At 30.0% G+C, this 13282-nt stretch carries 13 protein-coding genes; 10 read left to right on the top strand and 3 right to left on the bottom strand.

Features of this window, described 5'->3' with window-relative positions; all coding sequences use genetic code 11:
• Positions 1-7: 7 nt before the first annotated feature.
• Positions 8-1285 (bottom strand): Y-family DNA polymerase, encoded by a 1278-nt coding sequence (locus AC5SL1_RS01240; protein WP_494599990.1) that lies wholly within the window; start codon positions 1283-1285, stop codon positions 8-10.
• Positions 1263-1658, bottom strand: a complete 396-nt coding sequence (locus AC5SL1_RS01245; protein ID WP_494580235.1) for a LexA family protein — start codon at positions 1656-1658, stop codon at positions 1263-1265. Before AC5SL1_RS01245 ends, AC5SL1_RS01240 begins: the two co-directional genes overlap by 23 nt.
• A gap of 164 nt (positions 1659-1822) precedes the next feature.
• Between AC5SL1_RS01245 and AC5SL1_RS01250 the strand changes: the two genes are divergently transcribed.
• The 6 genes from AC5SL1_RS01250 to alaS all read left to right on the top strand — a co-directional run bounded on the left by AC5SL1_RS01250 (position 1823) and on the right by alaS (position 9000).
• Entirely contained in the window at positions 1823-2371 is a 549-nt protein-coding gene (locus AC5SL1_RS01250) for an SOUL family heme-binding protein (protein ID WP_494580237.1), read from the top strand.
• 16 nt (positions 2372-2387) lie between these two features.
• The gene (locus AC5SL1_RS01255; protein WP_494580239.1) at positions 2388-2750 is read left to right on the top strand and encodes a GFA family protein; all 363 of its coding nucleotides are present in this window, start codon (positions 2388-2390) and stop codon (positions 2748-2750) included.
• Positions 2751-2755: 5 nt separating this feature from the next.
• On the top strand, positions 2756-3679 hold the full coding sequence (locus tag AC5SL1_RS01260) for a uridine kinase (protein ID WP_494599991.1): 924 nt from the start codon (positions 2756-2758) through the stop codon (positions 3677-3679).
• Positions 3679-4977: a TolC family outer membrane protein gene (locus AC5SL1_RS01265; RefSeq protein ID WP_494599992.1), complete on the top strand. Its 1299-nt coding sequence runs from the start codon at positions 3679-3681 to the stop codon at positions 4975-4977. Before AC5SL1_RS01260 ends, AC5SL1_RS01265 begins: the two co-directional genes overlap by 1 nt.
• Positions 4978-5081: 104 nt before the next feature.
• Positions 5082-6233 carry a recombinase RecA gene (gene recA, locus AC5SL1_RS01270; RefSeq protein ID WP_494573390.1) on the top strand — a complete coding sequence of 384 codons (1152 nt, stop codon included), beginning with the start codon at positions 5082-5084 and terminating at the stop codon, positions 6231-6233.
• 97 nt (positions 6234-6330) lie between these two features.
• Positions 6331-9000: an alanine--tRNA ligase gene (gene alaS / locus AC5SL1_RS01275; protein WP_494599993.1), complete on the top strand. Its 2670-nt coding sequence runs from the start codon at positions 6331-6333 to the stop codon at positions 8998-9000.
• On the opposite strand, the gene AC5SL1_RS01280 is transcribed toward alaS, so the two are convergent.
• The gene (locus tag AC5SL1_RS01280; protein WP_494586773.1) at positions 8993-10207 is read right to left on the bottom strand and encodes an NADP-dependent isocitrate dehydrogenase; all 1215 of its coding nucleotides are present in this window, start codon (positions 10205-10207) and stop codon (positions 8993-8995) included. The two genes, alaS and AC5SL1_RS01280, sit on opposite strands and share 8 nt — an antisense overlap.
• A 77-nt stretch (positions 10208-10284) precedes the next feature.
• On the opposite strand from AC5SL1_RS01280, the gene AC5SL1_RS01285 reads away from it, so the two are divergent.
• From AC5SL1_RS01285 to AC5SL1_RS01300, 4 genes are read left to right on the top strand one after another with little or no spacing between them, the layout of a single operon-like run.
• Positions 10285-10932, top strand: coding sequence for a phosphatidylserine decarboxylase (locus AC5SL1_RS01285; RefSeq protein ID WP_494599994.1), 648 nt, complete (start codon positions 10285-10287; stop codon positions 10930-10932).
• Positions 10933-10935: 3 nt separating this feature from the next.
• Positions 10936-11739, top strand: coding sequence for a CDP-diacylglycerol--serine O-phosphatidyltransferase (gene pssA / locus AC5SL1_RS01290; protein WP_494599995.1), 804 nt, complete (start codon positions 10936-10938; stop codon positions 11737-11739).
• A complete protein-coding gene (locus AC5SL1_RS01295) occupies positions 11740-12651 on the top strand; it encodes a glycosyltransferase (RefSeq protein WP_494573395.1) in 912 nt (303 codons plus the stop codon).
• The gene (locus AC5SL1_RS01300; protein WP_494599996.1) at positions 12652-13263 is read left to right on the top strand and encodes an RlmE family RNA methyltransferase; all 612 of its coding nucleotides are present in this window, start codon (positions 12652-12654) and stop codon (positions 13261-13263) included. It abuts the gene before it with no gap.
• Positions 13264-13282 lie beyond the last annotated feature (19 nt).

The following is a 13282-nucleotide window of genomic DNA, read 5'->3' on the forward strand; positions in this document are numbered from 1 at the left end:
AAAAAAATTAAGCTCTAATCATTGGTAGAGAATAAAAATCAGCCGTATCTATTTTAGAAGAGTATTCTCTTTTCATATTCCACTTTTTTTGAACCCCAGCACTTGCAACACTTAAGGTAGATCTTCCGTATCGATGATTGGTGTTGTCAATAGATTTCATTAAACTGTTTATTTTTTCATCTTTTTCAGATGAAAATAGATTTGTTTTTTCACTGGCGTTAGATAATCCCGTAAGCATCACACCTGCTTTTTGGTACTGGTAACCATTTTTGAAAATTGTTTCTAGAATTGTTACTGCAGCTTTAACTATTTCAATACTATTGTTTGTTGCAATTGGAAAATCAACTTTCTTTGCATTTGAGTAATATCCATAGTTTCTTTGAAAGGGACTAGTTCTAACAAATACTGTGATTGCTTTTGCAACTAACGACTCTGATCTAATTTTTTCAGATGCATTTAAACAATAGTTTGCAACTGCTTCTTTTAATTCTTGAAATCTTTCTACTCTTTTCCCAAATGATCTTGAAACAACACAACTTTTTCTTTTTGTAGTAGTTGTTTCTAAATTAATACAAGGAATACCTTTAAGTTCCATTGCAGTTCTTGAACTTAAAACATTAGAAGATTTTTTAATCCAGCTGTTAGATTTGTTTTTAAGCTGCTTAGCATTATAAATTCCATTTTTATTATAAAATTTTGTAAGTTGTCTACCAACACCCCATACATCATTAATATCTATTTTTTCTAAAATAGGGTCAATATTTTCAATATTAATTAAACTAGTAACTCCTGATTGTTTTTTCTTTGCAATATGATTTGCAATTTTACTTAGAGTTTTTGTTTTAGCAATTCCAATGCTAGTTGGAATCCCTGTCCATTGTAAAACTGTGTCTCGAATTTCTTTGCCAACTTTTTCTATATCTTGGTCTGGAAAATTTGATAAATCTAAAAAAGCCTCATCAATAGAATAAACCTCTATTTTTGTATTAAATCTTTTAAGAGTTCGCATTACTCTTCTAGATAAATCACCATATAAAGAATAATTAGAAGAGAAAACTTCAACCTTATTTTTTATAATAATATCTTTTTCTTTAAAATAAGGCTCACCCATTTTGATTCCTAAAGCTTTCGCTTCATTAGATCTTGAGATGATACAACCATCATTATTAGATAAAACTACAACAGGTTTTCTTCTTATTTTAGGATTGAATAATCTTTCACAAGAAACGTAAAAAGAATTACAATCAACTAATGCTATCTTTTTAGTACGTAGAATGGATGACATAAGTTACAACCCCCCAGATAAAGATGTCTTCTTCTTCATTAATTAAAATTTTATCAATAAAATCTTTAGACCCTGATGTTAAAAACTTTTTATCTCTTTCTTGAACCAAGCTTTTAACTACAAGCTCATCATGAACGTTTGCAATAACTGTTGAAAAGTTTTTTGGTTTTAAACTTTTATCAACCACCAATAAATCTCCATCATTAATTCCAACATCGACCATTGATTTACCCTGAACACGAATGATGAAAGTTGCTGGAACATTTTTTATTAAATGTATGTTCAGATCAATATCTTCTTCGATATAATCTGTTGCAGGAGAGGGAAACCCAGCACCTGCTTTATGTAAGTAATAAGGGATAGTTAGTTTCATGTTCTTATTTTGTTCTTATTTATAGACTAGTTATACAATGCACGCAATAGGTTGTATTTTGAGTCTGGAAGTGAATCAAAAGTGAATCAAAAGGTGAACATCCAAAACCACATTTTGTATGCTTGTGGATAACTTCAACCAGAGATAGTTTAAAAAATTCGAAAATGAAAAAAATTTTATTAGTTTTAACCTTTATATTAACTTTAAGTTCTCAATTGATGGCATACGAAGAAACAAACTACGAGGTAGTAAAAGAGAATAAAATTTATGAAATAAGAAAATACCCTAATCGTTTGGTCATTGAAACAAATTCTGTTCAAGGTAATGGTTTTAGAAAATTGTTTAATTATATTTCAGGAAATAATAAAGAAAATGAAGAAATAAAAATGACAGTTCCAGTTACTCAAGAAATTAAAAATGAAAATATGACGATGCAATTTTATTTGCCATCAAAATTTAATAAAGATAATGCACCAAAACCAGTCGATTCAGAAGTAAAAATTTTAACTATTGAGGGTGGATATTATGCTGTGATTGAATATTCAGGGAGATCTTCAGATAAAAATTTTTTAAAAAATAAAGATATTTTAGAAAAAGCGCTTAAGCAAGACAACTTATTGGTTCTAAGTCCACCAATAAGAGCGTCATATAACTCACCATTTACTTTACCAATACTTAAAAGAAATGAAGTAATGTATAAAGTAGATTTATAGAAATGGAGAAAAAATAATGAAAAAACTAACTTGTCATTGTGGCACTGTAGAAGCAGAAATTAATTTAGAAGGAGATTTAGCTAAAGTAATAAAATGCAATTGTTCAATTTGTAAAAGAAAAGGAGCAATTATGTCGATGGTAAAAAATGAAGATTTTAAAGTTACCAAAGGTGAAGACAAATTAACTCTTTATCAATTCCATTCAAAAATAGCTAAACATTACTTTTGTTCAGTTTGTGGAATTTATACTCATCATAATCCAAGAGCAAATCCTGCAATGACAGGATTTAATGTAGGATGTATAGATGAAATAAATACTTTTGATATGAAAGATGTTCCCGTCAATGATGGTCAAAATCATCCTTTAGATAAAAAATAATCTTTATGTGGTCTGTTGGTGAATGTTATAGCAAGGTTAAAAAAGATTGTTTTAAATTTATTTCTTCACAAGAAACAAAAAAAGATAAATTTAAAAATAAAGACAAGATGATAAAATCTTTTCTAATCCCAATCAGTTATTGGATTTCAAAAAAAACAAAAAAAAATCCATTGATAATTGGTTTAGCAGGAGGTCAAGGATCAGGAAAAACAACCATCTCATCACTTTTAACATTAATTTTACAAAAATATTTTAAACTAAATGTTTTTAAAATTTCAATTGATGATTTTTATAAAACAAGAAAAGATAGAAAATTATTATCTAAAACAAAACATTCTTTATTAATGACAAGAGGCGTGCCAGGAACACATGATGTTGATTTAATGCTAAATTTTTTTAAAAAAATTAAAGCTAAAAATTTTAAAAGATTACAAGTGCCAGCATTCAATAAAGCGATAGATGATCGTTATCCAAAAACTTTATGGCATAGAATAAAAAAAAAGCCTGATGTTGTAATCTTTGAAGGCTGGTGTGTAGGGGCTAGAGCGCAATCAAATAACCAGCTTAAAAAACCAATAAACTCAGTTGAAAAACTCTATGATCAGCAAACTAAATGGAGAAAGTATGTTAATGATCAGTTAAAAAATAAATACAAAGCATTATTTGGGCAATTAGATGGATTACTATATTTAAAAGCTAAAGACTTTAGTTTATTAAGAGAGTGGAGGCTAAAGCAAGAGAGAAAGCTTTGGTTGCAAACAAAAAATAAGAAAAACTTAAAGATTATGAGCAGTGGTGATGTTATAAATTTTATGCAAACTTATCAAAGAATTACTCAACAAATGTTTAAAGATGCTGTAAAAAACTCTTCAGTTATTATGTATTTAAATAATAAACATCAAATACAAAAAATAAAATTTAAAAAATAATGAAAAAAAACTTTTTAATATTTGTATTATTTATTTTCTTTAGTGGAAATGTTTTTTCTGCGCCATTATCAGAAGCTTTGTTACAAGCCTACAATGAAAATCCAGTACTGAATGCAGAGCGTGAAAACATTCAAGTTTCTTTAGAAGAAGTAAAAATATCAAAAAGTCAATTTTTGCCAAGCGTTACTTTGTCAGGCTCAAAAAGCCAAGAAAATACTGAAAAGCAAACTGATAGTTCAGGAGCAAACTCGGCGTTTACAGACGTTGATCCTAAAACACAATCTATAGATATTGAGCAAAAACTATTTCAAGGATTTGCAGGTACAGCAAGTTTAGAAAAAAGTAAAATTGGATTAACTTTGGCTCAAGCAAAACTATTAAAAACAGAGCAAGAAATTTTATATCAAGCCATAGAAGCTTATACAGGACTTATATTTGCTGAAGAAAAATTAAAGATTAATCAAGATAATGTTAATTTATTAGAGAGACAAGTTGAAACCGACCAGGCTAGATTAGAAAGAGGACAAATTACTTTATCTGATCTTTCTCAATCTGAGTCATCACTTGCAGGAGCGCAAGCTAAATTTTTACAGGCTCAAAATGAAACAGTAACTGCCAAATTAAACTACGAAAAAATAATAGGACCAATCGCTGATATAAATTCTTTAGATAAAGAATCTGATTTAAATTTTGCATTGCCAGTAAGCTTAAATGAAGCAATTGAAATTTCTAAAAAAGATAACCCAAATTTAATTATTTCAAGATTAGAATATGAACAATCAGAAAAAGATATGATTATAGCCAGATCAGATCTATCACCCTCTGCATCCTTATCTTTTAATAGTTCAAAATCAGACGATGTAAGTTCAACGATAGGTGAACGTGATAAAGAAATTTTAAAAGCAACTATTTCATGGCCAATTTTTAATGGAGGAAAAAATTATGCTTCATTAAATAAAAGTAAAAATCTTAAAAATAGGAAAAAATTATTATTAGATAATGCTCTAAAATCTAATGATACAAATGTTGCAAGTGCATGGTCAAATTTTCAAGTTTCTAAAAGCTTATTAAATTCTGTTACATCTCAAGTTAAAGCAGCTGAGATTGCAAACGAAGGAATAACAGTTGAATATGAGTCAGGACTTGGAAGATCAACTTTGGATGTGATCCAATCCAATTCAATTTTATTAAATGCCAAAATAAGCTTGGCAGATTCAGAAAGAAATTATCTACTGTCTCAATTTAAATTGTTACAGTCAGTAGGCTACTTAAATAGCAAGTATCTAAAACTCCAGTAATTAGCTGTTTTTTCACAAAAAAAATAACTATTGAAAATAAGAACAAAATGTGTACATTTAAAACACGATTCGAATACTAATTATTTAATAAAAAAAGGCATAAAATGACTAAAAATAACCTAAAAGTAGTTAAATCTACAAAACAACAAGCAACAGACGCAAACGATAAAAATAAAGCTTTAGACGCAGCAATGAGCCAGATTATTGATAACTTTGGAAAAGGTTCAGTAATGAAGCTAGGTCAAAGAAGAGCAATGGACATAGAATCTGTATCAACTGGATCGTTGAGTTTAGATGTGGCTCTTGGTATTGGTGGCTTGCCTAAAGGAAGAATTGTAGAAATTTATGGACCAGAGTCTTCTGGTAAAACAACATTAGCATTACAGGTGGTTGCTGAAGCTCAAAAAGCAGGTGGTATATGTGCTTTTGTTGATGCTGAACATGCATTAGACCCAGTATATGCAAAAAACCTTGGTGTAAATACTGATGAATTATTAATTTCTCAACCAGATGCTGGTGAGCAAGCTTTAGAAATAGCTGATACTTTAGTTAAATCTGGATCAATTTCTGTTATCGTAATTGACTCAGTGGCTGCATTAACACCTAGGGCTGAAATTGAAGGCGAGATGGGAGATCATCACGTAGGTCTTCAATCACGATTAATGAGTCAGGCTTTAAGAAAATTGACTAGCTCAATTTCAAATACAAACACAATGATGATTTTTATAAATCAAATAAGAATGAAAATTGGAGTTATGTTTGGTAGTCCAGAGACAACATCTGGTGGTAATGCACTTAAATTTTATTCATCAGTAAGAATGGATATTAGAAGAATAGGTGCAATTAAAAATGGAGATGAAATAATTGGAAATTCAACAAGAGTTAAAGTGGTGAAAAATAAAGTAGCACCACCATTTAAAGTTGTTGAATTTGATCTAATGTATGGAAAAGGAATTAGCAAAGTTGGTGAGTTGATTGACCTTGGAGCAAAAGCTGAGATTGTTGAAAAATCAGGTGCTTGGTATGCTTATAAAGGTGAAAAAATTGGCCAAGGAAGAGAAAATGCTAAAATTTACTTAGAGCAAAATCCTCAAGTTGCAGCAGAAATTGAAATGGCAATTAGAGAAAAAGCTGGTGTAATAGCAAAAAAAATTGAAGGTAATCCATTAGATCCTGAAAAAGCTGCAAAGGATCAAATAGAAGACCCAGTTACTGAGACAAAAGAAGAAGTAACTCCACCATCTAAAAAGAATTAGTTAAAGTCATCTTTAATTATTAAAAGGCGCTTAAATTAAGCGCCTTTTTTCCCTACTCATATCTAGACATCAAATAAAAAAGCTGTATTTTATAAATATGGCCGACAAAACATTAAATCAAATTAGAACAACTTTCTTAGATTATTTTCAAAAAAATGATCATGAGATAGTAGATTCTAGCAATTTAGTTCCAAATAACGATCCAACCTTAATGTTTGCAAACTCAGGTATGGTTCAATTTAAGAATGTATTTACTGGACTGGAAAAAAGAGATTATGTAAGAGCAACCACTTCACAAAAATGTGTAAGAGCTGGTGGAAAACATAATGATCTTGAAAATGTAGGTTACACACCAAGACACCATACTTTCTTTGAGATGCTGGGCAATTTCTCATTTGGAGATTACTTTAAAGAAGAAGCCATTAGTTATGCCTGGAATTTAATCACTAAAGAATTTGGAATTGATAAAGATCGTCTATATGTAACTGTATATCATAGTGATGATGAAGCATTCAATTTTTGGAAGAAAATAGCAGGCTTTAGTGATGATAGAATAATTAGAATTTCTACTACAGATAATTTTTGGTCAATGGGTGATTTAGGTCCCTGTGGCCCATGCTCTGAAATATTTTATGATCATGGAGACCATCTCGTGGGTGGATTACCAGGAAGCAAAAATGAAGATGGTAATCGTTTTATAGAAATATGGAATTTAGTATTTATGCAATATGAGCAAATTTCAAAAGATAAAAGAATTGAATTACCAAAGCCATCTGTAGATACTGGAATGGGCCTTGAGAGAATAGCTGCACTTTTACAGGGAACTCATGATAATTATGAAACAGATCATTTTAAAAAATTAATACAATCAGCATCTGATACTTTAAAAGTTAAGGTAACTGATGACAATCAATCAAGCTTTAGAGTAATAGCTGATCATTTACGTGCAAGTTCATTTTTATTAGCAGAGGGAGTTTTGCCTTCTAATGAAGGAAGAGGTTATGTCTTAAGAAGAATAATGAGACGTGGCATGAGGCACTCACATTTGTTGGGATCTAAGAAACCAATCTTTTATGATATTTTTAAAACACTATTACAGGAGATGTCTAATAATTATCCAGAACTTGAAAGAGCACAATCATTAATTAAAGAAACTCTAAAAACAGAAGAAGAAAAATTTTTAGTTTTATTGGATAAAGGAATTAAAATTCTAAATGAAGAAATATCTAAGATTGATAATATTTTGCCAGGAGATGTAGCATTTAAGCTGTATGAGACTTATGGATTTCCAATTGATTTAACAGAAGATATTTTAAAATATAAATCTTTAAAATTTGATAAAAAAAGATTTGATGAATTAATGCGAGAGAGCATAGAACTTGCAAGAAAAAATTGGAAGGGCTCAGGCGATAGTACTGTTGAAAAAATTTGGTATGGTATTAAAGAAAAAATTGGGACAACAGAATTTCTTGGTTACGAATATGACCAAGCTCAAGGCATAATCAAATGTTTACTAAAAAATCATAAAGAAGTATTGGTGCTAAATAAAGGTGATGAAGGCATTATAGTTGTAAATCAAACACCATTCTATGCTGAGTCAGGAGGTCAAGTAGCTGATACGGGAGTGATTATTAAGGATGATTTCAAATTTGAAGTAACAGATGTTCAAAAAAAAATAGGAGATCTATTTGTTCACTATGGAAAAGTTTTGAGTGGATCAATTAAACTTGACCAAGATGTTGAAATGAAAATAGACACTAATAGAAGGAATGATACTAGAGCTTATCATTCAGCAACTCATTTACTGCATGAGTCATTAAGAAGAGTATTAGGTGATCATGTCACACAAAAAGGATCACTAGTTCAATCTGATCGATTAAGGTTTGATTTTAGCCACATGAAACCTATCTCAAAAGAAGAAATAGAAAAAATTGAGCACAATGTTAATGCTGTTATAGAAAAAAAGTCTGATGTTAAAACAAGAATAATGACCCCAAAAGAGGCGGTTGCTAATGGTGCCCTCGCTTTGTTTGGAGAAAAATATGGTGATGAGGTCAGAGTTTTATCAATGGGAGATGACGGGGAAAAGTATTTTTCAACTGAGTTATGTGGAGGCACCCATGTTAAAAATACCTCCGATATTGGAAGGTTTAAAATTATTAGTCAATCCGCAGTGGCATCAGGCATAAGAAGAATTGAGGCATTAAGGGACAAGCAGCTTGAAGAATACCTTAAAAATAAAGAAAAATTATCAACAGAAACTAATCAAAAAAACAATGAGATTATAAAAGATTTATCAAAAAAAATTATCGAGCTAGGTGGTAAACCAAATATTGAAAACGAGAATACGTTATCTCTAATTAAAGACTTAAATAAACAATTAGAGCAACTTAAAGTCGGATCTATATTACAAGATAAGTCAAAAAATAAGATAACCAATTTAGTTGTAAATAAAATTAATGTTAGATTTCAAAATATTCAAGATCTACCCTTCAAAGATTTGCGTAAATTAATTGATCAAGGAAAAAAAGAAATTGGTGAAGGGCTGATTGTAATTTATGCTGTAAATGATAACAAAGTTGGATTAGCAGTTGGTGTTACAAAAACTTTAGAGAACAAATTTAATGCAGTAGAAATTGTGCGTGCTGGTTCAGAGATTATTGGTGGAAAAGGTGGTGGTGGCAGAGCAGATTTTGCTCAAGCAGGTGGAACATTACCGAATAAAATTGAAGAGTCTTTTGAAAATATTAAAAATTTAATTAATTAAGCTTCTTTTTAAGTTGTCCATCTAATTCATCTAAAAACTGGTTAGTAGTTAAATAATTACTAGTTGGACTAATTAAGATCGCCAAGTCTTTAGTCATCGATCCATTTTCAACACAATCTATACAAACTTTTTCCAAGGTAGTTGAAAATTTAATTAATTCTTCATTGCCATCTAATTTTCCTCTATGCGCTAAACCTCTAGTCCAAGCAAAAATTGAAGCTATAGGATTAGTAGAAGTTTCTTTACCCTGTTGATGCATTCTATAATGTCTTGTTACAGTACCATGAGCTGCTTCAGCCTCCATAGTCTTTCCATCAGGTGCAAGAAGCACACTGGTCATTAATCCTAACGACCCATATCCTTGAGCTACTGTATCTGACTGAACATCACCATCGTAGTTTTTACAAGCCCAAATATATTTACCACTCCATTTCATTGCACATGCTACCATGTCATCAATTAATCTGTGTTCATAAGTAATATTTAGTTTTTCAAATTCTGTCTTAAATTCTTTATCAAAAATATCTTGGAAAATGTCTTTAAATCTTCCGTCGTAAATTTTTAAAATAGTATTTTTTGTTGACAAATAGACAGGCCATTTTTTTATTATTCCATAATTAAAACAAGACCTGGCAAAGTCCTCAATAGATTTATCCAAATTGTACATTGATAAAGCTACCCCTGGTCCTGGAAAGTTAAATACTTCATGTTTTATTTCATCCTTACCATCCTCTGATGTCCATTTGATTTCCATTTTACCTTTACCAGGCACCTTAAAATCAGTTGCTCTATATTGATCTCCAAAAGCATGTCTTCCAATAATTAAAGGATCAGTCCATGTTGGCACAAGTTTTGGAATATTTTGACAAATTATTGGTTCTCTAAAAACTGTTCCACCTAGTATATTTCTTATAGTTCCATTAGGTGATCTCCACATTTTTTTAAGTTTAAACTCTTCTACACGAGCCTCATCTGGAGTAATTGTTGCACATTTTATACCAACATTGTGCTCTTTAATTGCATTAGCTGAATCTATAGTTATTTGATCATTTGTATTGTCTCGACTTTTCATTCCTAAGTCGTAGTGCTTTATATCTAAATCTAAATAGGGTAAAATTAGTTTCTTTTTAATGAACTCCCAAATGACTCTAGTCATTTCGTCACCATCTAGTTCAACAACTGGATTTTTAACCTTTATTTTAGCCATAATTAAATAATAAATATTAGTAATTGTAATTTAGTGCTTTATATACATATTAATAAAATATTATCAAATAGAAGCTTATGTTAGACAAGGTTTTTCCAAAAATTCATTCTGAAGGGTACAAGTTTTTGGCAATAGCCATAATCGCAACTTTTTTTTTGTATTTGTTTAGTACTTTTTTAGGATTAATTGGATTGGTACTATCTATATGGGTTTACTATTTTTTTAGAGATCCTGAGAGAATTTCAATCAATGATGAAAATTACTTAACAAGCCCGGCAGATGGAGAGGTTTTAATGGTTCATGAGGTTGATGGACCAAAAGAATTAGGTTTGGAAGATAAAAAATTTACAAAGATTAGTATTTTTATGAACGTATTTGATTGCCACGTTAATAGAACACCATGTGATGGTAAAATTTCAGAAATACTTTATAAACCAGGAAAGTTTTTAAATGCATCACTTGATAAAGCAAGTGAAGATAATGAAAGAAATTATTATAAAATTACAAACTCTCACGGAGAAGAAATAATTGTCGTTCAGATTGCAGGCTTGATCGCAAGAAGAATTGTATGTGAGTCATCTAAAGATCAACAGCTACAACAAGGTGATAGAATAGGAATGATCAGATTTGGAAGTAGAGCTGATGTCTATTTTGAAAATTATAAGCCTTTAGTTAAAGTTGGACAAAAGACAATCGCAGGTGAAACACTATTAGCTAAGAGGTAGCATATGGAACAACCCAAAAATAATTTTAAAATTGTATCTGATAAAAAAGCAAGGATGCTTCTTCCAAATACACTTACCCTAATCAATATTTGTATTGGTCTTAGCTCTATCAAATTTGCATTAGATGAAAAATTTGAATTATCTATTATAGCTATTATTTTTGCTGCAGTCTTTGATGCACTAGATGGTAGAGTTGCAAGATTAGTAAAAGGCACTTCGTTGGTTGGAAAGGAGTTAGATTCATTAGCTGATTTAATTAGTTTTGGTGTTGCCCCAGCTTTTATAATGTATTTTTGGTCTTTAAATAATTTTGGTAAATTTGGTTGGTTACTTACAATGATCTATGTGGTTTGTGTTGCCCTTAGACTTGCGCGGTTTAATGTAACTTCAAATACTGAACCTTCATGGAAAGATAATTATTTTGAGGGTGTTCCGTCTCCTGCTGGAGGAATTTTAATTCTTATGCCATTAATATTAAATCTAAGTGATATAAATTTAATTAATATTAATTATGATATTCTTGTACCATTATTCTTTATTGTAAATTCATTTTTATTGATTAGTAAAATACCAACTTTTGCATTTAAAAAGATCTCAATACCTCGTCCAATGACAATTTTTGTATTATTTGGTGTTGTGTTATTTTTTGGTCTATTATTTATATATACATTTAAAGTCTTAGTCATTTGTGGCCTGATTTATATAACCTTACTTCCATTTGGATATTTCAGTTATAAAAAAACCTATAAACAAAAGATTTTAAGTGGTGAAAACCAAGAAGTCGAAGATCTTGAAGACATACTCTAAATGAAAAAAAACGTAATTGTATCTTTGGCTGACTCAAATTACTTTGAATTACTTAATGAATTAGTTGATTCTATTAAGAGTTTTGAAAAAAGTAAAGATACAGCAATTTGTATTTTAGATGCCGGTTTATCTGAAGAGCAAAAAAATGAATTATCTAAAAAGGTTGATGAAATTAAATCAGCAGAATGGGATATTGATGTTCCAGCATTTAAAGTAAAAGGAAAAGAGTGGCTAAAGAGTCAAGTATCTCGAGCATTTCTACCAAAATATTTTCCCAGTTATGAAAAATTTCTATGGATAGATTGTGACGCGTGGGTGAATGATTGGAATTCTGTTGAATTATATTTTAAAGCTTGTGAAAATGGTAAATTAGGAATTACTCAAACATTAGGACCGGGATACAAAATAATGTCAAAAGTAAATTGGCTGTTTGGTAAAGTAGCAATAATTAAATCTCAAAATTTTAAACATGCAATAAAATCAAAAGTTGGAATTAATAAAGCTAGAAAATTAGCTTTTGCTCCTCATATAAATATTGGCGTTTTTTCATTAGAAAAAAATTCACCTGGTTGGGCTTCTTGGCAAAAAAATCTAGAACAAACATTAAAAAGTGGAAATATCTTTGGTTCAGAGGGTCTTGCTATCAATATGTCAGTTTATATAGATGATCTAGAAACTGAATTTTTACCATTAAATTGCAATTGGATTGCTAGTAATTTATTACCAAAATTTGACGAAATTAAAAATACATTCGTTGAACCTTACTTACCAAATTATAAAATAGGAATTATGCACTTAGCTGCTGGAATTTGGGACTCAGGTAAAGATATGAGGTTAGATAGAGAGGTTAAAATTAATATTAAGACTATCCAGCAAAAAATATTATCTAAAAGTCTTAGATTTGGTCATTAATTGAAAAAAAATAGAATTTCTAAAAACTGGATCAACAAACAAAAAAGAGATATTTATGTTAGACAGTCCCATGTGGATGGGTATCGAGCTAGATCTGCATATAAATTAATTGAAATAGATGAAAAATTTAAGATATTTAAAAATGGAATATCAGTAATAGACTTAGGCGCATCACCTGGTAGCTGGTCTCAGTATATAGCAAGGATGGTAAAAAGTGGAAGATTAGTTTCTATAGACTTAAAAAATATGGAAGCAATTGAAAACATAATTCAAATAAAAGGAGACTTTACTGATTTAGAATCTCAAGAAAAAATAAAAGGTTTATTCAAATCAAAAGTTGATGTTGTCGTGTCCGATATGGCTGTTAATACAACGGGCATAAAGGATATTGATGCAATCTATACAGGGGAACTTGCCATGGAAGCAATGAACTTTTCGAAAGAAATGCTTGTTAAAGAAGGGCGATTTGTTTCTAAAATTTTTTTAGGATCATCATTTAACGAAATAGTCGCACTTGGTAAAAAAATATTCAAAGAGGTGAAGGTATTTAAGCCAAAATCCAGTAGAAAAGAATCTAAGGAAAGCTTTATTATTTGTAAAACTCTAAGATAGAAACTTTATTTTTAAAAAG

The sequence above is a fragment of the Candidatus Pelagibacter sp. PS_10_02 genome (genome assembly GCF_059418005.1).